The sequence below is a fragment of the Mesorhizobium waitakense genome, from assembly GCF_056431085.1.
Map to the genome: position 1 here is coordinate 63654 of NZ_JBWKME010000093.1, position 22063 is coordinate 85716.

Here is a 22063-nt window from a genome sequence, read left to right on the forward strand (position 1 = left end):
TGCAGGACAAGCGACTTAGCGATCGAGCAGCGCCTGCAGCGTCTCGATGCGGTCGGCCTCGTTGGCCGGCTTGTCCCAGCGCAGCCGCGAGATGCGGGGAAAGCGCATGGCGACGCCGGATTTGTGCCGGGTCGAGCGGTTGAGGCCCTCGAAGGCGACTTCCAGCACCAGGCCGTTGTCGCGGTCGGCCCGCACCGAGCGCACGGGCCCGAAACGCTCGACCGTGTTGTCGCGGACATATTTGTCGATCTGCTTCAACTCTTCGTCGGTGAAGCCGAAATAGGCCTTGCCGACCGGCACCAGTTCCTCCTCACCTTCGCCGCCGGACCAGACGCCGAACGTGTAGTCCGAGTAGAAGCTCGAGCGCTTGCCATGGCCGCGTTGGGCATACATCAGCACGGCATCCACCGTGTGCGGATCGCGCTTCCATTTGAACCACGGGCCTTTCGGCCGCCCGGCGACATAGGGCGAGTCCCAGCGCTTCAGCATGACGCCCTCGATGATCGGATGCGGCGGCGCGCGGCGCAGCTCCTCCAGCGCCTGCCAGTCGGCGAAGTCGACAAATGGCGAAAGATCGAAACGGCTCGGGTCGAGCGTGCCGACAAAGGTTTCCAGTCGGCCGCGCCGCTCACGAAACGGCAGCGCGCGCAAATCCTCGTCGCCGATCTGCAGCACGTCGTAGCAGCGCATGAAGGCTGGATATTGCTGCTGCATCTTCGGCGTCACCGTCTTGCGGTTCAGCCTTTGCTGCAGGTCCGAGAAGGTGCCGGTCGCCAGCCGGGGATCGCCGACCAGCAGTTCGCCGTCCAGCGTTGCGGAGAAATGCATGGCATCGGCGAGGTCCGGAAAGGCGCCGGAGACATCGTCGCCGGTGCGCGAATAGAGCCGGCGGATACCGCCTTCGGCGACCGCCTGGACGCGGATGCCGTCCCATTTCCATTCGGCCGCATAATCCGCGGGGTCGAGCTTTTCGAGATCGCCGTCGCCGACCGGGTTCGACAGCATGACCGGGCGAAACAGGGCCATCGCCGTATTCCTGGGCTTTTCGGCCTTGCCTTCCAGCCAGGCGAACAGCGCCGTGTAAGGCGCCGACAGCCCATGCCAAAGCTCCTCGATCTCGGTGACGTCGACCTTGCCGAAATCCGCCAGAGCCTGTTTGGCCAGCCGCGCCGACACGCCGATGCGCAGGCCACCGGTGACCAGCTTGATGATGGCAAAGCGCGCCGAGATGCCGGCGCTGTCGAGCAGTCCGGCCAGCACCTTCGGTCCGTCGGAGCGGCTTGCCGCCTGCAGCCTGGCGACGACCTCGCCGAGCGTCGGCTCGCGGTTCGGGATGTTTCCGGGCGTTTGCGGCCAGACCAGCGACACCGTTTCGGCAAGGTCGCCGACATAGTCGTAGGAATAGCCGAACAGCACCGGGTCCATGCGCTCGGTGACCAGGGTGCGCAACATCGCCGGCTTGACCGCGGCGATGTTGAGGTCGCCAGTGATGGCAGCCAGGGCCAGGCCACGGTCGGGATCCCCCACACTGCGGAAATAGTCGGTCAGCAGCGTCAGCTTGCCGTTGCGCGACGGCGTCAGCACCAGCCGATCGAGAAGTTCGGCGAAGCGGTTCATGCGCTCAATCGCCCTCGTCCTCGTAGCCAACCAGATGCAGCGGTCGTGCGGCGATGCCTTCGAGCTCACACCAGCGCACCAGCGCTTCCTCGCGGCCATGCGTAACCCAGATTTCCGCCGCTCCGGTCTCCTTGATGGTCGCGGTCAGTTCGTCCCAGTCGGCGTGGTCCGAGATGATCAGCGGCAGTTCGACGCCGCCTTGCTTGGCACGCTGGCGGATACGCATCCAGCCCGAGGCAAAGCACGAGATCGGATCGGGAAAACGCCGCGCCCAGCGGTCGGCGAAAGCCGAAGGCGGACCGACCACGATGGCGCCCGCGAAATCCTGCTTGCCGCCCTCCACCGTTGCCGGTTCGAGGGTCCCAAGCTCGATGCCCTGGCTCAGGTAATATTCGCTGAGCCTGGCCAGCGCGCCATGAATGTAGATCGGCCTGTCGTAGCCGGCGTCGCGCAGCAGCCGCATCACCCGCTGCGCCTTTCCGAGCGCATAGGCGCCGACCAGATGCGAGCGTTCGGGAAACTGCGCCGCCGATTTCAGCAGGCGGGCGATTTCTTCCGTGTCCGGTGGATGGCGAAATACCGGCAGGCCGAAAGTCGCCTCGGTGATGAACACATCGCATGGGATCGGCTCGAACGGGGCGCAGGTCGCGTCTTTCTGCCGCTTGTAGTCGCCGGAGGCGACGATGCGCGTGCCCTGGTGCTCGACGGCGATCTGCGCCGAGCCAAGCACATGGCCGGCTGGATGGAAGCTGATGCTGACACCGTCGAGGACAATCGTCTCGCCGAGCTGTGCTGCTTGCGTTGTGTCGGCAAAATCCTCGCCATAGCGCAGGCCCATGATGTCGAGCGTCTGCTGCGTGGCTAGCACCGACCGGTGGCCGGAACGCGCATGATCGGAATGACCATGCGTGATCAGCGCCCGGTTCACCGGCCGCACCGGGTCGATGAAGAAATCGCCTGGCGGGCAATAGAGGCCCTCGGGCCGGGGATGGAGCAGGTCTGAGGCGCGCATGATCCCCAAGATAGGATATAATTCCGCTGCGGGAAGCCTGTTGTCAGTGACTGCTGACTCCCGCATACAGCACCGCCGGCTCCATCCGCCGACAGGACCCATCGCCCAGGACCAATCGCCATGAAACCGCTTCAGGCCTCGTCCGGCGACTTGAACGCCGATCGCCGTGCCGATTATGCCGAGATGCTGCATGCGGACGGCGATCATGCCGCGGCGGCGGAATTGCTTCTTGGTGCCCTGGAACTGAAGCCGCAATGGGCGATGGGCTGGTTTCGCCTCGGCGAAATGCAGCAGGCTGCGGGTGCGCCGGACCTCGCCGCCCAGGCATGGACGATGTCGCTGCAACTCGATCCGACGGATCGTCAAGGCGCCGCACTGAACCTGCAGTTGATCGGCAAGGCGCCGGAGACCGGCGCGCTGCCCTGCGCCTTCGTCGAGACGCTGTTCGACCACTATGCCGACAGCTTCGAGGAATCACTGGTCGACAGGCTGGGGTATCGGCTGCCCGAATTGCTCGATCGGGCCATTCGGTCGGCAAGACCGGGCCGCTTCCCGCTGGCGCTGGATCTCGGCTGCGGCACGGGCCTGATGGGGCCGAGGCTGCGGCCGATCGCCGATCGGCTGGAGGGATATGACATTTCGGCCAGGATGCTGAAGCAGGCGCGGGCCAAGGGCGTCTACGATTTCCTCGGCAAGGCCGATCTGCGGGATTTTTCCTTTGCGGGCCCGAAAGTCGATCTGGTGGCGGTGGCCGACGTCTTCATCTATGTCGGCGCGCTCGACGGCGTGGTTAAGACGGTTGCCGGTTTGCTGGCCGGGAATGGCCTGTTCGCGTTTTCCGTCGAGAGCTTGGTCGGCAATCGCGATTTTGTGTTGCTGCCATCGCGCCGCTACGCGCATTCGGAACATTATGTGCGTGAAATCCTGGCTGCCAACGGGCTTTCGATCCTGTCGCTGGAAACAACCGTGATCCGGCAGGACCGGCGGGAACCCGTCAACGGGTTGGTCGTTGTGGCAGGCAAGCTACCGGGGGACGAGGCTGCGATCCCCTCTGGCCGCGCCCGCAGATAATCAGTGCTGCGAAAAAGTCTGATTTGCATGCGCGACTGATATTTGCGATCTGGTCGCATCAAGGCGGGATATCAGGAGGAGCAGAGTCGATGCGCTGGAACATGATTGTCTTGGCCTCTTGCCTGGTGACCGCCGGCTGCGCGGGCAGTTCGATGGCTGAGAGGCAGGACGCCGACATCCAGTCCTCCCTGCAGTATGACAGCGTGCCCTGCGGCCAGCTGCTGGCGCAGCGCAACGCGCTGGCACAGCAACACAATTTGTCGACGAAGGCGAAGCCCACCTTCTCCAATCCGGCGATGGGCTTCGGCCCGTTCATGCCGGATGTGCGTTCCAAGGCCAAGCAAGACGCCGACAGGGCGACCGGCGAGATGGATGCCATGAACCGGTCGATTGATCGCCGCGACTGCGGCAAGCCAGACCAGCAGAAGAAACTGCTGCCTGGCTAGGATCGGGTAGGCGCCGCTCTCTTTGCTTTGACGCAATTCCCTGAGGGGAAACGCTACGCGCTATTCCCGGGAAAACCGTTTCACGCTTTTCCCGGAATTGCTCTAGTACCCCGCTTTGCGGTCGACCAGATTGTCGAGCTTTTCGCCGCGCTCGAAAGCGTCCATCTGGCGCAGCATGATCGGTGCCAGGTGGACAGGGTCGGAGGTCGCCGCCGAATGCGGCGTCACGAACACTTTTGGATGTCCCCACAGCGGGCTGGTCTTCGGCAGCGGTTCGACTTCGAACACATCGAGGCTCGCCTCCTTCAGCGTGCCGTCATCCAGTGCCCGCACGATGTCGGCGTCCTTCTGCAGGCGGCCACGTCCGGCATTGATCAGCACCGAGCCGCCGAGGCCGTTGCGCTTCCTCAGTTCCTTCAGCACGCCGTAATTGATGATGCCATGCGTGTCCGGGGTCAGCGGCAAAAGCACCACCAGGATATCGGTCGCCTTGAGGAAGGGGATCAGTCCCGCCTCGCCGGAGTAGGTCGCTACGCCTTTCATCGGCCGCTCGCTGCGTGACCAGCCATTGACGGCAAAGCCGAGTGACAAAAGCACCGAGGCGGCGGCGCGGCCGAGATTGCCGAGGCCCATGATGCCGACCGAAATGTCGCTGGCTGGCCGCTGCTGCGGCTCGTGCCAGATTTTTTTCGGCTGCTGCGACCGGTAGAGCAGGCCGTGGCGATGATGATCGAGCACCCGCCAGACGACATATTCGGTCATGTACTGGGTGAGGTTGTCGGCGACGATCTTGACAACAGGCACATCCGGCAGGCCCGGGTCGGCGAAGATATGGTCGACGCCGGCACCGATCGAGAAGATGGCGCGCAGATTGGGCAGCGATGCAAGAATGTTCGGCTTCTGCTTCCACACCACCGCATAGGTGATCGACGGGTCGCTGGCGCCGTCCGGCTCCAGCACCACCTCGCGCTCGGCCGACAAGAGCTCGCGCCAGCGCTGCGGATGAAAACCGGTGACGGCAAGCAGGATGCGGCCTTTTTCCATCAATGGAGTTTCCCTGTTATGCGTGCCCGTTGTCCAGGCTATTCGCTGACGATGCCGACCGGCGCCGTCTCTATCTTGAAGGCGGCCGAGATCAGCGCCCGAGTATAGTCGGTTTGTGGATTTCCAAAAATCTGTTCGGAAGGACCGGCTTCGACGATCCTGCCATTGCGCATGACGATGACGTCGTTGGCCAGCGCCCGGATGACTTTGAGGTCGTGACTGATGAAAAGATAGGCGAGGTCATGCTTGGCCTGCAGGCTGCGCAACAGGTCGACGACCTGCGCCTGCACGCTCATGTCGAGCGCCGATGTCGGCTCGTCTAGCATGACGAAGCGCGGGTTGAGCACCATGGCGCGCGCGATGGCGACACGCTGGCGCTGGCCGCCGGAAAACTCGTGCGGGTAGCGGTTGCGGGTAGCGGGATCGAGCCCCACTTCCTTCAGCACGTCGGCGACGCGTGCGTCGCGCTGGTCGGGCGACAGTTTCGGCTCGTGAATCTTCAGGCCTTCCTCGATGATCTCGGCGATCGACATGCGCGGGCTGAGCGAGCCGAACGGGTCCTGGAAGACGATCTGCAATTCGCGCCGCAGCGGCCTCATGGCGTTGAAGGAGAGCTGGTTGATGTCGCGCCCGTTGAACTGGATGCTCCCGGTCGACGAGATCATGCGCGCCAGCGCCAGTCCAAGCGTCGTCTTGCCCGACCCGGATTCGCCGACCACGCCGAGCGTCTGCCCGGCACGCACGGTGATATCGATGCCGTCGACAGCCTTCACATTGTCGACGGTGCGCCGGAAGAAGCCCTGCTTGATCGGAAACCACACCTTGATGTCCTTGCCGGTCATGACAGGCTTGGCTGCCGCGTTGGCCGCCGGCGGCTTGCCTTTCGGCTCGGCGGCCAGCAGATGCCGTGTATAGGGGTGCTGCGGGTTGGCGAAAATGTCCTTGGTCGGGCCGGTCTCGACGATCTTGCCCTTGGTCATCACGCAGACCCGGTCGGCGATCTTGCGCACGATGCCGAGATCGTGGGTAATGAAAAGCATCGACATGCCTTTGCGGCTTTTCAGCCCGGCCAGCAACTCGAGGATCTGCGCCTGCACGGTGACGTCGAGTGCCGTCGTCGGCTCGTCGGCGATCAGCAGTTCCGGTTCGTTGGCCAGCGCCATGGCGATCATCACGCGCTGACGCTGGCCGCCGGACAGCTGGTGCGGATAGGCATCGAGGCGCTTTTGCGGATCGCGGATGCCGACCTCGTTGAGCAGGGCCAGCGTGCGGGCTTTGGCCGGGCGGTCGGCCATGCCCTGATGCAGCTTCAGGATTTCGACGATCTGCTGCTCGATCGTGTGCAGCGGATTGAGTGAAGTCATCGGCTCCTGGAAGATCATGGTGATCTTGTTGCCGCGCACCTGCCGCAACTGCTTCTCGCTCATGGCAAGCAGGTCGGCGCCCTGGAACAGGATCTTTCCCGACGGATGGTTGGCACTGGGATAGGGCAACAGCTTCAGCACCGACAGCGCCGACACCGATTTGCCGGAGCCGGATTCGCCGACCAGCGCCACCGTCTCGCCCTTGGCGATATCGAACGAGATGTGGTCGACGGCGACCGACTGGCCGCCGCCCTGCGCAAAGGCGACGCTGAGGTCTTGCACGCTGAGCAGGGGAGCCTCGCTCATCGGAACGTCTTGCGCGGATCGAAGGCGTCGCGCGTCGCCTCGCCGACGAAGACCAGGAGCGACAGCATCAGCGAGATGACGACGAAGCCGGAAATGCCGAGCCATGGCGCGTTGAGATTGCGCTGCGCCTGCTTCAGCAGTTCGCCGAGCGAGGCGGAGCCGGGCGGCAGGCCGAAGCCGAGATAGTCGAGCGAGGTCAGCGTCGAGATCGAGCCTGAAAGCAGGAACGGCATGAAGGTCAATGTCGCCACCATGGCGTTGGGCAACAGATGCCGGAACATGATGGTGCGGTTGGGCACGCCGAGTGCGCGGGCCGCGTTGACATATTCGAAGTTGCGGGCGCGCAGAAACTCGGCCCGCACCACTCCGACCAGCGCCACCCAGGAGAACAACAGCATCAACCCAAGCAGGATGAAGAAGCCCGGCGGCAGGATGGCGGCGACGATGAGCAGGAGATAGAGCACCGGGATCGCCGACCAGATTTCGATGAAGCGTTGGAACAGGAGATCGGTCCAGCCGCCGAAATAGCCTTGCACGGCGCCGGCCGCGACGCCGATCAGGGCCGAGCCCGCAGTCAGGATCAGGCCGAACAGCACCGAAATGCGGAAGCCGTAGATGACACGCGCCAGCACGTCGCGCGCCTGGTCGTCGGTGCCCAGCCAGTTCCAGTTGCCGACGATGCAGGCCTCGTCGGCCGCCCCTTGCGGGTACTGGTTGCAGCGGGTCTTGGCGTCATACTGCCAGGACGGCTTGGCGGGTGCCGCCTCCGGAATGGCGTTGTTGACGGTCTGGTAGGAGTAGCGCACCGGCGGCCAGATCATCCAGCCATTGGCGTTGATCTCGTCCTGGATCACCGGGTCGCGATAGTCCGTGACGGCGTAGAAGCCGCCGAACTTTTCCTCGGGGTAGGCGACCAGCACCGGGAACAGGATTTCGCCCTTGTAGGAGGCGATGATCGGCTTGTCGTTGGCGATGAACTCGGCAAACAGCGATAGCACGAACAGGACGAGGAAGATCCACAGCGACCAGTAGCCGCGCCGGTTCGCTCTGAAATTCTGCAGGCGGCGCTTGTTGAGCGGCGACAGCCACGGCCGCACGACCCGCTCCGGTGCCGCCTCCGTGGTCGCGGTGGTGTCCGACATCAAACGTCTCTCCGCTCGAAATCGATGCGCGGATCGACCCAGGTGTAGAGCAGGTCGGACAGCAATCCGACGAACAGCCCGAGCAGCGAGAAGATGTAGAGATTGGCGAACACCACCGGATAGTCGCGCTCGACCACCGATCTGAAGCCGAGCAGGCCGAGTCCATCGAGGGAAAAGATGTTCTCGATCAGCAGCGAGCCGGTGAAGAAGGCCGAGATGAAGGCGCCCGGAAAACCGGCAATCACGATCAGCATGGCGTTGCGGAAGACGTGGCCGTAGAGCACCTGCCGTTCCGACAGGCCCTTGGCGCGCGCCGTCACCACATACTGCTTGCGGATCTCTTCCAGGAACGAGTTCTTGGTCAGCAGCGTCGTCGTGGCGAAGGCCGACAGCACCAGCGCCGTCAGCGGCAAGGTCATGTGCCAGAAATAGTCGATGATCTTGCCGGACCAGGACAGCTGGTCCCAATTGTCGGAGGTGAGGCCGCGCAGCGGAAACCAGTCCCAGAACGACCCGCCGGCAAACAGCACCATCAGCATGATGCCGAACAGGAAGCCCGGAATGGCATAGCCGACAATGACGACGCCGCTGGTCCAGACGTCGAAAGGCGTGCCGTCCTTGACCGCCTTGCGGATGCCGAGCGGGATCGAGATCAAATAGGACAGAAGCGTGATCCACAGCCCGATCGAGATCGACACCGGCATTTTTTCCAGGATCAGGTTGAGCACCGAAATATCGCGGAAATAGCTGTCGCCGAAATCGAAGCGCGCATAATTCCACAACATCATGCCGAAGCGCTCCAGCGGCGGCTTGTCGAAGCCGAACTGCTTCTCCAGCTTCTTGATGAATTCCGGATCGAGGCCTTGGGCGCCGCGATATTTCGAGCTGACATCACTGGCGGCATCGACATTGGCGCCACCCACCGCGTCACCACCGCCGCCGCCGAGGCGATCGCTGCCGCCCTGGTTGGTCAGCCGGGCGATGACCTGCTCGACCGGGCCGCCCGGTGCGAACTGGATGACGGCGAAGGATATCGCCATGATGCCGAACAGGGTCGGGATCATCAACAGGATGCGGCGCAGGATATAAGCGCCCATCAGGTCTTTTGCCCTGCTTGAGCGAACATCTCAGCCTTTGCCAATTTTTGCCGCCTTGCCCTTATCCAACCACCACAGCGTCTCGACCGGAAAGCCGAAATCGGGCTTTTGCTCGACGAAGTCGAACATGTCCCAATAGGCGACGCGGTGATTCGCCAGATAGTATGTTGGAATCCAGTCTAGCCGCGCGCGCAAGACCCGGTCGAGCGCTCTGAGCGCTGTGACGAGTTCGGCTCGGCTTTGCGCCTTGCCGGCTGCCACGATCAGTGCGTCGATGGCCCTGCTTTCCGTGCCCGGATAGTTGCGCTGCCCCGGCGTTTTCGCCATTCGCGAATCATAGAGCATCTCCAGGCCGTCGTTAGTCGGCGTCGCCCCGATCGACCAATGCAGCACGGTAAGATCGAAGTCGAAATCGCTGAGCCGCTGTTCATATTGTGCCGAATCGACTTGCCGGATCGAGGCGTCTATCCCGATCGCCTTCATATTCTCGGACCATGGGGTGAAGATGCGAACGATGCCGTCATCCTCCGCCAGCATTTCAACCCGCAGCCGCTCACCCTTGTCGTTGACGACGAAACTGCCGGTGCGCTTCCAGCCGGCTTGCGCAAGCAATCTCGAAGCCTCGCCCAGCAGCTTGCGGTCATGGCCTGAACCGTCGGAGAGGGGCTGTGCCACGGCTTCGCCAAAGACCTCTGGTGGCAACTCGGCCCGCAACGGCTCCAGCTGGGCCAATTCCGCAGGCGAGGGCAGACCTTCGGCCTTATAATCCGACCGTTCGAAGTTCGATTGAGAGCGCTCGTAAGAGCCGTAAAACAGGGCCCGCTTCATCCATTCGAAATCGAAGCATCTGGCGATCGCCCGCCGCACGCGCTCATCACGGAATTGCGGACGACGCTGATTCAGCGCGACCGCCTGCATGTCTGGCGTCTTCTCGCCGGGAAATTCCCGTTTGACGACCTTGCCATCCTTCAGCGCCGGAAAGTCGTATCCGGTCGCCCATACCCGCGCGGTGAACTCCTCGCGAAAATGCGTATCGCCTTTCTTGAAGGCTTCGAATGCCGCCTGCCGGTCAAGATAGAAGTCGATGCGGATGCGGTCGAAATTGTAGAGGCCGCGGTTCACGGGTAGATCGCGGCCCCAATAGTCGGCGACGCGGTCATATTCGACAGTCTGTCCGGCCGCCACGCGCCCGATCTTGTAAGGCCCCGAGCCGAGCGGCGGTGTCATCGTCGAGGCATCGAAATCATTGGCCGTATAAAAGGCCTTGGACACGATCGGCATTGCCACGATCGCAAGGATGTTCTGCGGCGACTGCTCGCCGTTGAAGGTCAGGTCGAGAGTGGTGGGATCGACCGCGACCGCTTCCGTCATATACCGCAGCGCCTTGGAAAGGCTTGGATGGCCCTGGTCTTTGTAAAGCTTCAACGCGAAGGCAACGTCTTCAGCGGTCAGCGGCGAACCGTCGTTGAAGCGGGCTTGCGGTCGTAGGCTGAAACGGAAGCCATTGCGGTCTTGCGACAAGGTGACGGACTCGGCAAGCAGGCCATAGACCGCATCCGGCTCATCGAGCGCGCTTGCCATCAGAGAATCGAAACAAAGCTCCGTTCGCGGCGGTGAATCTCCTTTCAACACCAGGGAATTCAATGTGTTGAAAGTCAGGAAGCTCTGATTCAAGGTGGCGTTGGGCGGCGCGAAATTCATCTGGCCGCCCTTGGGCGCGTCCGCATTGACATAGTCGAAATGCGCGAAGTCCGGCTTGTATTTGAGATCGCCGAAAGCCGACAGGCCGTGCAGTTTTACGCCAGTCGGGACGGTGGCAAAGGCTCGGCCGGGCAGCAGGGCGGCGGCTGCGGCAGCACCGCCCAATGCCAGAAAATCGCGGCGGGCAAGGACCGCCATCAATTGCCGCCCTTGTACTTGGCCGCCAACGCCTTTTCCTTATCGAGGTCGATCCACCAGGAATCGATATCGGCGCCGACATAGGCGGGCTGCTTGTCTGGAAAGCCGAACTTGTCCCAATAGGCCAGCCAGACGGCGGACCGGTGATATTGCGGCACGACGTAGAAGTTCCACAACAGGATACGGTCGAGCGCGTGGGTGGCGGCGACAAGGTCGTCGCGATCGTTGGCGAAGATGATGCGGTCGACCAGCGCGTCGATGATCGGATCCTTGATGCCCATCAGATTGCGCGAACCCGGCGCGTCGGCAGCTTTCGAAGTCCAGAAGTCGCGTTGCTCGTTGCCCGGCGAATCCGACTGCTGGAGAAGACCCGTGACGACATCGAAATCGAAATTGTTGACGCGGTTGATGTACTGCGTCTGGTCGATGATGCGCAGCGTGGCGTCGACCCCGATCTTGCGCAAATTGGCGATGTAGGGGCTGGCGATCACCTGGTCGGTGTCGTTCCAGCCGAGAATTTCGAACCTGAACGGCGCGCCGGTCTTGGCATTGACCATCTTGCCGCCCTTGATCACCCAGCCAGCCTTGGCGAACAGATCAACCGCCTGTTTCAGGTACTTCCGTTCCGCTTGCGGGGAATCGTAGACCGGCAACTTGAATTCCTGGGTGAAGAGTTCGGGCGGCAGCTTGTCGCGATATTTTTCCAGGATTTCCAGCTCCTTGCCTTGCGGCAATCCGCTCGATGCCAGTTCGGTACCCTGGAAATAGCTCGATGTGCGGGTGTTGAAGCCGAAGAACAGCGTGCGGTTCATGCTCTCGAAATCGAACGGGATTGTCAGCGCTTCACGCACCAGCCGGTCCTGGAACAGCGACCGCCGCTGGTTGAGGACGAAACCCTGCATCGCCTGTGGCGCCTGGGTCTGGAAGTCCTTCTTGACGACATCACCGGCTTGGAATGCAGGAAAATTGTAAGCCGTTGCCCATTTGCGCGAGCTGTATTCGCGGTTGATGTCCTCCAGCCCACCCTTGGTGAAGGCCAGCCAGGCGGCGTTGTCGTCGAGTATATAGGTGTAGCGTCGCGTGTCGAAATTCTCGCGGCCGATCTTCACCGGCAGTTTCGTTGCCCAGTAGTCGGGCACGCGCTGCCAGATGATTTCCGAGCCGGGCTTGAAACTGGCGATCTTGTAGGCGGCCGAACCGAGCGGAATTTCCAGCGTCGGCTTGGTCACGTCGCGCTTCTTGCCGTTGGCATCGGTGCCTTCCCACCAGTGTTTCGGCAGCACGGCAAGATCGCCGATGATCTTCGGCAGTTCCCGGTTGCCCTTCTGATTGAAATGGAACTCGACCTCGCGGTCGGAGACGGCGACCGCATCGGTGACGTTTTCGAAATAGCGGCTGTATTGCGGGCTGTTCGCCTTCAGCACCTGGAACGACCAGATCACATCATCGACGGTGATCGGCTGGCCGTCATGCCATTTGGCGCGCGGGTCGAGCCGGTAGGTCGCGGAGGAATAATCGGCCGGATATTTGTAGGCTTCGGCGATCAGCGGATGGCTGGTGCTGCCTTCGTCGGTCGCCTGCTCCATCAGAGTGTCATAGAGCAGGCCGCCGCCGAATCCGACCAGTCCGGCGGCCGGCGATCCCTGGACGATATAGGGGTTGAAGCTGTCATAGGTGCCGGGCACCACCGAATTCAGCGTGCCTCCCTTGGGCGCGTTCGGGTTGACGTAGTCGTAGTGCTGGAAATTGTCGCCGTATTTGGACTCGCCGATCAGCGAGGAGGTGGTGCGCCATTCGTCGGCTTGCGTCGCTGGCAATCCCGCCGCCAGCAGGGCTGCCGCCAGCAACGATTTGAGAAGCGTTCGGCCAACCGTCATGCACTGTCCTCTTCGTGCTGCGTGTCCATTCCACAAAGGCAATCTAGATGATTTGCCGCTGGTGAAAACCGCAATGCGCGGCTTTGTCGCTGCATATGCGATCTTGCTAACAAAAAAGCCGGGCTGAACCCGGCTTTTTCAAGATCGTCGAGGTGACAATTTGTTTATTGAGCAGGCGCCGGTGCCGGAGCGGCCGGAGCCGGGGCGGCGGGGGCTGGCGCGGCCGGAGCCGCCGGCTTGGCGGGAGCAGCACCCTCGGCCGGCTTGGCCGGGGCGGTTGCTTCGGCAGGCTTGGCAGGCGCGGTCGCATCGGCTGCAGCCCCTGGCGCCGGCAGCGGCTTGGGATTGTCGGACAGCGTGCGCAGATAGGCGATGACGTTGGCGCGGTCCTCGTCCTTGGGCAGGCCGGCAAAGCCCATGGCGGTGCCTTTCACGAATTTCTTCGGCGAGGTGATGAAGTGGTTGATGTTGTCATAGGTCCACTTCTCGGTGCCGCCCTTGGAGAATTCCTTCATGCCGGCCGAGTAGGCAAAGCCTTCATGCTCGCCAACCGGACGGTCGATGAGATCCCACAGATCGGGGCCGACCTTGTTGGGGCCGCCCTTTTCACCGGAATGGCAGGCCTGGCACTTCTTGAACACGGCAGCGCCCGCTTCGACATTGGCGGTCGCCAGAAGGTCGGCGATCGGCTTGGCTTCGGCAGCCGGAGCGGCCGGGCCGCCTTCGGCGGGCTCGGTGGCTTCGATGGCGAAGCCGGGCTTTTCCGGCGCCGGCGAGGCAAACAGCGCATCCGACACAAGGCCAACCGAGAAGACCACGAAAACAGTTCCGAGCAATCCGGCGAGCAGCTTGTTGACTTCGTTGGAATCCATACGCCCCTTGCTCCCTTTTCCGGCGGACCGATCCGTCCACTCCGTCCGTCGGTATCGTGACCCACCCTGCTAAGGCGGTCAAATCGGGCGGAAACTAGGTCTTTTGCTCCGGCGTTGCAACACCTATAAGGGCGCTTCCAGTGAGACCTTTTGCCACTTTTCCCTTCCCCTTTTGAGACGCCTTGCAACGCGCATGTCCACGCTGATCCTGATCCCGGCCCGCATGGCCTCGACCCGCCTGCCAGGCAAGCCGCTGGCCGACATCGCCGGCGCGCCGATGATCGTCCATGTCGCCCGTCGTGCGGCCGAGGCCGGCCTCGGCCGGGTGGTGGTGGCGACCGACACGCAAAGCGTGGCGGAAGCGGTGCGCGCGCATGGTTTTGAGGCCGTGATGACGCGCATGGATCACGAATCCGGCTCCGATCGCATCCACGAGGCTCTGGTCGCGCTGGATCCTGAACGCAAGGTCGAAACGATCGTCAATGTGCAAGGCGATTTGCCGACAATCGACCCGGAAATCATCGCCGCATCGCTCAGGCCGTTCGAGGACAGGGCGGTGGATATCGCCACGCTCGGCGTCGAGATCGTCCGCGACGAGGAAAAGACCAATCCCAACGTCGTCAAGATCGTCGGCTCGCCGCTCTCCGGCAGCAGGCTGAGGGCGCTCTATTTCACCCGCGCCACCGCGCCATGGGGCAAGGGCGCGCTGTACCACCATGTCGGCCTCTACGCCTATCGGCGCGCAGCACTCGAGCGCTTCGTGGCGCTGAAGCCGTCGCCACTCGAACGGCGCGAACGGCTGGAACAGCTGCGGGCACTGGAAGCCGGCATGCGCATCGATGCCGAGATCGTGCGTTCGTTGCCACTTGGCGTCGACACGCCGCAAGACCTCGAACGCGCCAGAACCATCCTTTCACACTGAACAATCCCTTCCAACAGAGACACTTTGAACCGAGACTTTGGCATGCCTGAAAAGACCAACAGAATATCCTTCCAGGGCGAGCCGGGCGCCAATTCCGACACCGCCAGCCGCAACGTCTATCCCTCAATGGAGCCGTTGCCGTGCCCGACCTTCGAGGATGCGTTCAACGCGGTCGAGACGGGCAAGGCCGATCTCGCCATGATCCCGATCGAGAACACCATCGCCGGGCGTGTCGCCGACATCCACCATCTGTTGCCGGAATCAAGGCTGCACATCGTCGGCGAATATTTCCTGCCAATCCATTTCCAGCTGATGGTGCTGCCCGGCGTCAAACGCAACGAGATCAAGACCGTGCACAGCCACATCCACGCGCTTGGCCAGTGCCGCAAATACATCCGCAAGAATGGCTGGAAGCCGGTGGTCGCCGGCGACACGGCGGGTTCGGCGAAGCTGGTTTCGGAGGTCAAGGACCGCACCATGGCGTCGCTCGCCCCGGCGCTCGCGGCAGAACTTTACGGGCTCGACATCATCGAGGAGAATGTCGAGGACACCGATTCCAACGTCACCCGCTTTGTCGTTCTGACCAAGAACAAGCAATGGGCCGAACGCCCGTCGGCCGACACCAAGATGATGACGACGTTCATCTTCCGCGTCCGCAACGTGCCGGCCGCGCTCTACAAGGCAATGGGCGGTTTCGCCACCAACGGCATCAACATGACCAAGCTGGAGAGCTACCAGTTGGGGGCGTTCACCGCGACGCTGTTTTACGCCGACATCGAGGGCCATCCCGACGATCCGCTGGTCAAGCTGGCGCTGGACGAGCTTCGTTTCTTCTCCCGCGAGGTGCGCATCCTGGGCGTCTATCCGGCCAGCGAGTCACGCGAGCAGTGGAAGGTGGCGGATTAGATCACCGCGCCAAGCGGCACATAGTCGATCTCCATGAAGGTCTCGACTTCCGGGATCCAGCGGTCGCGCACGAAGGCGACGTGGTCGGGATGGTCGTTGTATCTGTTGTAGGCGGCCTGGTCGGCGAACTCCATCGAGAAGCCGAAGCGGTAGTCGTTCTTAGGGCTGACCTGCCGCAATTGCTCGAAATGCGCAACGCCCCTGATCGCCGACAGGGCTTTCTTGGCGTCAACCAGGAACCTCTTTTCCTCCAGCGAATGCGGCGGATGCTTCAGCGTGAACACGACGGTGTGACGGATCATTTTCTGCTCCTGCAATGTCTTTCGGTACTGGCTGCCATCATCATTCGCTGTCGACCCAGGCGCGGATGAGGTGATGCGCAATGGCGCCCTTCGGTGGCGTGACCAGATCGCCGGGATGTTCCCTGGTGAGCATCAAGCGCACCTCGTCACGGGCAAACCAGCGGCAGTCCTCAAGCTCGTTGAGGTCGGCCTGGATGTCCTCGTTGAGCGGCTCGCCGAAGCAGCCGATCATCAGCGAATAGGGAAACGGCCAGGGCTGGCTGGCGTGATAGACGACACGACCAAGCCTTATGCCGGCCTCCTCCAGCGTCTCGCGGCGCACCGCCGCCTCGATCGTCTCGCCCGGCTCGATGAAGCCGGCAAGGGCCGAATACATACCCGGTCCGAAATGCCGACCCCGCCCGAGCAGGCATTTGTCCCGTGTCACCGTCAGCATGATCGCCACCGGGTCGGTGCGCGGAAAATGCTCCGTGCCGCAATTTGGGCAATGCCGTTTGTAGCCGCCGGCCCGCATCTGTGATTCGGTGCCGCATTTGCTGCAGAAGCGATGGCTTGCATGCCAGGCGAGCAGGGCAGCGCCTTGCGCCATCGCGCCGGCGGCCGCCTCATCGATCAGTCCTTGCATGTAGACCGAGCGGTAGTCGATCGCCTTGACCGTCTCGGGCAAATGTTCGGCCTCGACGCCGGCCGGTATCGCCAAGATGGGTCCCAGGTCGGAAAAGCCGAGCAGGACGCCGTGGGCGAAGGAAACCTTGAACGGCTCGCTCTCGGCGGCGCCGAACCAGGGGTCGAGGCCGCCACCATCACCGAGCTTCAGGTAGAGCCGGCCGCCATTCATCAGAAGCAGCCGCGTCGTCGGATCGGCCATGGCCTTGTCGACGGAATCGTCGGCGCGGTTTTCGGATTGCCGGTCGATGATGTTGCCGGCAAAGCCGACGAACTGGCTCGGCTCGCGCAGCGGCGCGTCAAACAGGCGGAAGCTCATGCGGACTCTGATGCTTTGGGATGGACACGGGGAAGGCTTATAGCGCCGCCCTTATCGTTTGGGCAAACCGGCGCAGGTCGGAACGCTGATAGGGCTCGCGCAGGCCGTGTCCCCAAACCGGGCCTGGCCAGCCGGAATCGCCCTCTGAACGCGCGACGACATGGATGTGCAATTGGCGCACGATGTTGCCGAGCGCGCCGGTGTTGATCTTGGTGCAGCCGGTGGCCTTCTTCAGCGCCTGCGCCACCATATTGGTCTCGAAGGTCAGCATTGCCTGGTCGAGCGGCGTCATGTCGTGGATTTCTTCCGCGCCCGGCCGCTGCGGCACCAGGAGCAGCCATGGCCAGCGCCGGTCGTTCATCACCCGCAATTCGCACAGCCCAAGCCACATCAACTGTTCGCTGTCCGCCTCCAGCCGGGCATCCAGCGTGAATCCGGCCTTAAGGCCCGGCAGCATCGGCGTTTCCCTTGCTTTTCTTGGTTTCCTCAAACTCATAAACGCTAGAGCGGCTGCAACAGGGCTGCAAGCGAATCATTGATCCCCAGCGGTTCGTGATGCCGATTCGCCTGCGCACTTGCATTTCATCGCCGAATTGCCGATATGGACAGCGGGAGGTTGGTGGTGGACGATCCACTCGCCAACCGGGTCAGGTCCGGAAGGAAGCAGCCCTAACGAGCCCGGAACGGGTCATTGTTCCAGCCTCCCACCTCATCGGCTCCTCTCGCGACATTGACGACGCATTGCTGCGCGGGCGAGACTATGCGCAGAAATAGGCCGCCTTCGGGCGCGGCCCTTTGGAGCTTTACGGGCGAATGAGCGAAGCCGGAAATTCGGGAACGGACAAGGCCGCTGCCTATCGGGTGCTGGCGCGCAAGTACCGTCCTTCGAACTTCTCCGAGCTGGTCGGCCAGGAGCCGATGGTGCGTACCCTCACCAACGCCTTTGCCACCGGCCGCATTGCCCAAGCTTGGATGCTGACCGGCGTGCGCGGCGTTGGCAAGACCACGACGGCGCGCATACTGGCGCGGGCCCTGAACTATAAAACCCCGACAACGGACCAACCTTCGGTCGACCTTGCCGTGCTCGGCGAGCATTGCCAGGCAATCATGGAAGGCCGCCATGTCGACGTCATCGAGATGGATGCCGCCTCGCACACCGGCATCGACGACATCAGGGACATCATCGAGCGCGTGCGCTATGCGCCGGTCTCGGCCCGCTACAAGGTCTATATCATCGACGAAGTGCACATGCTTTCCACACAGGCCTTCAACGGCCTGCTGAAGACGCTGGAAGAGCCGCCGCCGCACGTCAAATTCATCTTCGCCACCACCGAAATCCGCAAGGTTCCGATCACCGTCCTGTCGCGCTGCCAGCGATTTGACCTCAGGCGCATCGACGCCGGCGCGCTGGTCGCGCACCTCTCCTCGATCTCGGCCAAGGAAGGCATTTCGGTCGACGACGACGCGCTGGCAATGATCGCACGCGCAGCCGAAGGGTCGGCCCGTGATTCGCTCTCCATCCTCGACCAGGCGATCGCCCATGGCGCGGGCTCGGTCAGCGCGGACGCGGTGCGGGCGATGCTGGGGCTGGCCGACCGTGCCCGCATCGTCGACCTGTTCGAACATGTGATGAAGGGCGATGTGGCCGCCGCTCTCGGGGAATTCCGCGCACAGTACGACACCGGCGCCGATCCGGCTGCCGTGCTGACCGATCTTGCCGAGTTCAACCACCTCGTCACCCGGCTGCGTTTCGTGCCGTCGGCCGTCGACGACGCTGCGCTGTCGCAGGACGAGCGGCAACGCGGCGCGGATTTCGCCAGGACGCTGTCGGTCAGGGTGCTGTCGCGGACCTGGCAGATGCTGCTCAAGGGCATCCCGGAGGTGCAGTCCTCCAACCGGCCGGTGAGCGCCGCCGAGATGGTGCTGATCCGGCTGGCCCACGCCGCCGACCTGCCGACGCTGGACGAGGCGTTGAGATCGCTTGAGGGCGCAGCGCCAGTTCAAAATGGCGCGTCGCGCCCCAACGGCGCACCCGCGGGTTCCGGCAATGGTGGCGGCGCCAGCGCGGTTGCACAGACCCGCATGCCATCCGGGCCAGGCGGCGCGCAGACCATGCGGCTGGTCGAGGCCACGCCCGCGCCTGCCGCTTTCGTCGCGCCCCCGCAACCGGTGCAGGAGACGCCGCAGGTTCCGCTGAAATCGCTGGCCGACATCATTGCCCTTGCCGACGCGCAGCGTGACATCGCCTTCAAGGTGCTGGTCAAGAGCTGTATCCGTCTTGTGCGCATCGAGCCCGGCCGCATCGACGTCGGACTGACCGCTGATGCGCCAAAGATGTTGCTTAACGACCTGACGACGAAACTGCGCGCCTGGACCGGCCGCAGCTGGCTGGTCTCGCTGTCGAAGGAAGAGGGCGGCCAGACGCTCGCCGAAATGGAATCGACCAAGCGCGAGACCGCCTTCCTCGATGCCAAGAGCGATCCTACCGTCGCCGCCATTCTGGCGCGGTTCCCCGGCGCCAAGATCATCGACGTGCGCATTCCCGACTCGCCGGAAGCCGATACGACCGAGGCCGAAGTGCCGGTCGAGCCGCCAGCGAACGACGACGAAACCTGACCACAGCCATGAATCCGCAAAGGACGCGACCATGAAAGATCTTCTCGGCCTGATGGGTAAGGCGAAGGAAATGCAGGCCAAGTTCCAGGCCATGCAGGACGAGATCGCCACGCTGGAAGCATCCGGCCAGGCCGGCGGCGGCCTGGTCAACGTGACGCTGACCGGAAAATTCGAGATGAAGTCTCTGAAGATCGATCGCTCCCTGTTCAAGGAGGATGATGTCGAGATCCTGGAGGACCTGGTGCTCGCCGCCCACAACGACGCCAAGACCAAGGTCGAGCAGATCATGCAGGAGAAGACCAAGGCGCTGACCGCCGGCCTGCCGATCCCGCCAGGAATGAAACTGCCCTTCTAACGTTCGGTGGCGGTAAGCCCATGGTCGAAGAGCCCTCCGAAAGACTGATCGAGCAGCGCGTTCGCAGCAGGATCTACGAGATCCTGGAAATACTGGCCGATTGCGACGCCGGCGTCGATCTTGTCGGCATCAGGGGCTACTTCGACCTGTTCGAGGATTACGTGCATCGCCCGTCTATCGAGGCCGGCACGTCGGCGCTGTCGAAGGACGAGCGTGTGGTCGTGCTCGAGATCGCCGAATTCCTGGAGGCGGCCTGCGAGACAAATCCAGACTTCACCAAGGCCGAATTCATCGAAAGCGACTGGCCGGGAAAGATCGCGCCGACGGCCAGGGACGCACTGGCGCTGTTCCTCAGGCGCGGCCTGTTTTCGGAGAAAGTCGAAGAGGTCGAACCTGGTCAGCCAGTCTTGATGGCTGCGGCGCGTTGACAGAATAAAGCCATGCAACTGTGCCAGTTTGGCAACGGTGCCTCGCTAATAACGTTTTAGCCATCATTTTGCCTGAAAGTGTCTCATTCTTGCCGCAGCCTGGGGGCGGGCATCGAAGTGAGGGTTACCTGTTGATTTCCATGCGATGGAAGACGCCGCTGTTGCTCGGCGCCGTCATTTCACCCTTGTTTCTGGCTGCCTGCAGCCAGACCACCTCGCACGGCATGTCCGTCGCCAGCCTGACCGACGCCATCACGCCGAGTTTCCTGAGTTCCCGATCTTACAGTCACACGCCAAAGGACAGGGAATGCCTGGAACGGGCGATGTTCTTCGAGTCCAACCGGTCGAGCCGTGACGGCATGATCGCCGTCGGCACGGTGGTGATGAACCGGCTGCGCTCCGGCAACCACGGCAGCACTATCTGCGAGGTGGTGGGCGAGCCCGGGCAGTTCGCGCCTGGCGTCATGACCCGGCCGATGAATTCGCGGGCCATGCCCGATGTCGAGGAAGCCGCCGACGCCGTGCTCAAGGGCGAGCGCAAGGGCAAACTGAAGAACACGATGTATTTCCACACCGCCGGGCTGCGTTTCCCTTACAAGAACATGCATTACACCATGGTTGCCGGCGGCAATGCCTTCTACGAGAAGCGTGGCCGCAACTGGCAGCCGCTGCCGGATGAGCCGCAGGTCGCCATTGCCTCGGCGGCGCCCGTGAAGCCGGCAGCACCGGTGATCCTTGTTGCTTCCGCCGAGCCGGTGCGTCCGGCCAAGCCGGCAACCATCCGATCCGCGCCTGCCCAACAGACCTTTGTGACCGCCGCCGTGGTGCCGACCGCGAAACCCCTGCGCACCTCGGCCGAGCCGACGGTGGTGGCGATGCAAGAACCGATGGAGGAACCGGATGCCGCCCGTTTTGGCGGAACTCTGGCCAAGCCGGTCATTTCCTCGGTTGCGAACGCGCCGCAAGAGGCGTCGATGGGATTCCAGTCGACACCGGAGAACACTGACGCCATCGGCGCGATGATCGCCAGCCAGAGCCGTCCGCTCGAGGTCAACTGATCCGTACTCCATGGTCCGCCAGGACATATGGCGGGTCATGCGGACGCGGGATGTTCCAAAACGCACTGAAAAATCCTAGATCAGAGCGATGTCCAAGCGAATCGCCGGTCCGGAGATCGAACGTCTGATCCAGCTCCTGGCCAAGGTGCCCGGGCTGGGGCCCCGTTCGGCCAGGCGTGCGGCACTGCATCTGATCAAGAAGAAGGAGCAGCTGTTGTCGCCGCTCGCCGCCGCCATGGCCGAGGCTGCCGACAAGGTGCGCATCTGCTCGACCTGCGGCAATGTCGATACGTCGGACCCATGCATGATCTGCACCGATCCGCGCCGTGACGCCGGCACCATCATCGTCGTCGAGGACGTTTCCGACCTATGGGCACTGGAGCGGGCGGCGGCGATGAATGTGCGCTACCACGTGCTCGGCGGCACGCTGTCGCCGCTCGACGGTATCGGCCCCGACCAGCTCAACATCCGCTCGCTGATCGACCGCGTCGCCGGCGGCGAGGTCAAGGAGATCATCCTCGCCGTCAACGCGACGGTCGAGGGCCAGACCACCGCGCACTACCTCACCGATCAGCTGTCCGGCTTCGACATCAAGGTGACACGCCTTGCGCATGGCGTGCCGGTCGGCGGCGAGCTCGATTATCTCGACGAGGGCACGCTGGCTGCCGCACTTCGCTCGCGGACGGCGTTTTGACGCAATTGGCGGGGAAGGATGCTTCTGAGATGACTGCATTCCTTCGCGCC

General features: G+C 63.0%; 21 protein-coding genes and 1 other RNA gene. 10 read left to right on the top strand and 12 right to left on the bottom strand.

Going from position 1 to position 22063, the window contains the following annotated elements; genetic code table 11:
• Positions 1 to 15: 15 nt before the first annotated feature.
• Positions 16 to 1617: a cisplatin damage response ATP-dependent DNA ligase gene (locus tag AC07FD_RS19855; protein ID WP_478351229.1), complete on the bottom strand. Its 1602-nt coding sequence runs from the start codon at positions 1615 to 1617 to the stop codon at positions 16 to 18.
• Positions 1618 to 1621: 4 nt separating this feature from the next.
• Positions 1622 to 2629, bottom strand: coding sequence for a ligase-associated DNA damage response exonuclease (locus AC07FD_RS19860; RefSeq protein ID WP_478351230.1), 1008 nt, complete (start codon positions 2627 to 2629; stop codon positions 1622 to 1624).
• Between the two features lie 120 nt (positions 2630 to 2749).
• On the opposite strand from AC07FD_RS19860, the gene AC07FD_RS19865 reads away from it, so the two are divergent.
• Complete coding sequence (locus tag AC07FD_RS19865) at positions 2750 to 3700, top strand: class I SAM-dependent DNA methyltransferase (RefSeq protein WP_478351231.1); 951 nt, start codon at positions 2750 to 2752, stop codon at positions 3698 to 3700.
• A gap of 89 nt (positions 3701 to 3789) precedes the next feature.
• Complete coding sequence (locus tag AC07FD_RS19870) at positions 3790 to 4146, top strand: hypothetical protein (protein ID WP_478351232.1); 357 nt, start codon at positions 3790 to 3792, stop codon at positions 4144 to 4146.
• Between the two features lie 102 nt (positions 4147 to 4248).
• On the opposite strand, the gene AC07FD_RS19875 is transcribed toward AC07FD_RS19870, so the two are convergent.
• The 7 genes from AC07FD_RS19875 to AC07FD_RS19905 all read right to left on the bottom strand — a co-directional run bounded on the left by AC07FD_RS19875 (position 4249) and on the right by AC07FD_RS19905 (position 13747).
• Positions 4249 to 5190, bottom strand: a complete 942-nt coding sequence (locus tag AC07FD_RS19875) for a 2-hydroxyacid dehydrogenase (RefSeq protein WP_478351233.1) — start codon at positions 5188 to 5190, stop codon at positions 4249 to 4251.
• Between the two features lie 38 nt (positions 5191 to 5228).
• Positions 5229 to 6860: an ABC transporter ATP-binding protein gene (locus AC07FD_RS19880; protein WP_478351234.1), complete on the bottom strand. Its 1632-nt coding sequence runs from the start codon at positions 6858 to 6860 to the stop codon at positions 5229 to 5231.
• Positions 6857 to 8002, bottom strand: a complete 1146-nt coding sequence (locus tag AC07FD_RS19885) for an ABC transporter permease (protein ID WP_478351235.1) — start codon at positions 8000 to 8002, stop codon at positions 6857 to 6859. Before AC07FD_RS19885 ends, AC07FD_RS19880 begins: the two co-directional genes overlap by 4 nt.
• On the bottom strand, positions 8002 to 9099 hold the full coding sequence (locus AC07FD_RS19890; protein WP_478351236.1) for a microcin C ABC transporter permease YejB: 1098 nt from the start codon (positions 9097 to 9099) through the stop codon (positions 8002 to 8004). Before AC07FD_RS19890 ends, AC07FD_RS19885 begins: the two co-directional genes overlap by 1 nt.
• Before the next feature lie 30 nt (positions 9100 to 9129).
• The gene (locus AC07FD_RS19895; RefSeq protein ID WP_478351237.1) at positions 9130 to 10998 is read right to left on the bottom strand and encodes an extracellular solute-binding protein; all 1869 of its coding nucleotides are present in this window, start codon (positions 10996 to 10998) and stop codon (positions 9130 to 9132) included.
• Positions 10998 to 12875: an extracellular solute-binding protein gene (locus AC07FD_RS19900; RefSeq protein ID WP_478351238.1), complete on the bottom strand. Its 1878-nt coding sequence runs from the start codon at positions 12873 to 12875 to the stop codon at positions 10998 to 11000. Before AC07FD_RS19900 ends, AC07FD_RS19895 begins: the two co-directional genes overlap by 1 nt.
• Before the next feature lie 164 nt (positions 12876 to 13039).
• The gene (locus tag AC07FD_RS19905) at positions 13040 to 13747 is read right to left on the bottom strand and encodes a c-type cytochrome (RefSeq protein ID WP_478351239.1); all 708 of its coding nucleotides are present in this window, start codon (positions 13745 to 13747) and stop codon (positions 13040 to 13042) included.
• Positions 13748 to 13940: 193 nt separating this feature from the next.
• On the opposite strand from AC07FD_RS19905, the gene AC07FD_RS19910 reads away from it, so the two are divergent.
• Positions 13941 to 14669, top strand: a complete 729-nt coding sequence (locus AC07FD_RS19910; RefSeq protein WP_478351240.1) for a 3-deoxy-manno-octulosonate cytidylyltransferase — start codon at positions 13941 to 13943, stop codon at positions 14667 to 14669.
• Positions 14670 to 14711: 42 nt separating this feature from the next.
• The gene (locus AC07FD_RS19915) at positions 14712 to 15575 is read left to right on the top strand and encodes a prephenate dehydratase (RefSeq protein WP_095084280.1); all 864 of its coding nucleotides are present in this window, start codon (positions 14712 to 14714) and stop codon (positions 15573 to 15575) included.
• On the opposite strand, the gene AC07FD_RS19920 is transcribed toward AC07FD_RS19915, so the two are convergent.
• Genes AC07FD_RS19920 through AC07FD_RS19930 form a run of 3 tightly spaced genes read right to left on the bottom strand, consistent with a single transcriptional unit; the run spans position 15572 to position 17319 of the window.
• Entirely contained in the window at positions 15572 to 15877 is a 306-nt protein-coding gene (locus tag AC07FD_RS19920; protein ID WP_477225313.1) for a Dabb family protein, read from the bottom strand. The genes AC07FD_RS19915 and AC07FD_RS19920 overlap by 4 nt on opposite strands.
• A gap of 40 nt (positions 15878 to 15917) precedes the next feature.
• Positions 15918 to 16862, bottom strand: a complete 945-nt coding sequence (gene nudC / locus AC07FD_RS19925; protein ID WP_478351241.1) for an NAD(+) diphosphatase — start codon at positions 16860 to 16862, stop codon at positions 15918 to 15920.
• 37 nt (positions 16863 to 16899) lie between these two features.
• Positions 16900 to 17319, bottom strand: coding sequence for an HIT domain-containing protein (locus AC07FD_RS19930; RefSeq protein WP_478351242.1), 420 nt, complete (start codon positions 17317 to 17319; stop codon positions 16900 to 16902).
• A 154-nt stretch (positions 17320 to 17473) separates the two neighbouring features.
• Here AC07FD_RS19930 and ffs point away from each other — a divergent pair.
• The 6 genes from ffs to recR all read left to right on the top strand — a co-directional run bounded on the left by ffs (position 17474) and on the right by recR (position 22013).
• Positions 17474 to 17570, top strand: an RNA gene (gene ffs, locus AC07FD_RS19935) — signal recognition particle sRNA small type.
• A 105-nt stretch (positions 17571 to 17675) separates the two neighbouring features.
• Complete coding sequence (locus AC07FD_RS19940) at positions 17676 to 19478, top strand: DNA polymerase III subunit gamma/tau (protein WP_478351243.1); 1803 nt, start codon at positions 17676 to 17678, stop codon at positions 19476 to 19478.
• Between the two features lie 31 nt (positions 19479 to 19509).
• Positions 19510 to 19833 carry a YbaB/EbfC family nucleoid-associated protein gene (locus AC07FD_RS19945; protein WP_477225316.1) on the top strand — a complete coding sequence of 108 codons (324 nt, stop codon included), beginning with the start codon at positions 19510 to 19512 and terminating at the stop codon, positions 19831 to 19833.
• A gap of 20 nt (positions 19834 to 19853) precedes the next feature.
• Positions 19854 to 20261, top strand: coding sequence for a hypothetical protein (locus AC07FD_RS19950; RefSeq protein WP_478351244.1), 408 nt, complete (start codon positions 19854 to 19856; stop codon positions 20259 to 20261).
• A gap of 131 nt (positions 20262 to 20392) precedes the next feature.
• Positions 20393 to 21319: a cell wall hydrolase gene (locus tag AC07FD_RS19955; RefSeq protein WP_478351245.1), complete on the top strand. Its 927-nt coding sequence runs from the start codon at positions 20393 to 20395 to the stop codon at positions 21317 to 21319.
• Between the two features lie 88 nt (positions 21320 to 21407).
• Positions 21408 to 22013 carry a recombination mediator RecR gene (gene recR, locus AC07FD_RS19960; RefSeq protein ID WP_184877477.1) on the top strand — a complete coding sequence of 202 codons (606 nt, stop codon included), beginning with the start codon at positions 21408 to 21410 and terminating at the stop codon, positions 22011 to 22013.
• Positions 22014 to 22063 lie beyond the last annotated feature (50 nt).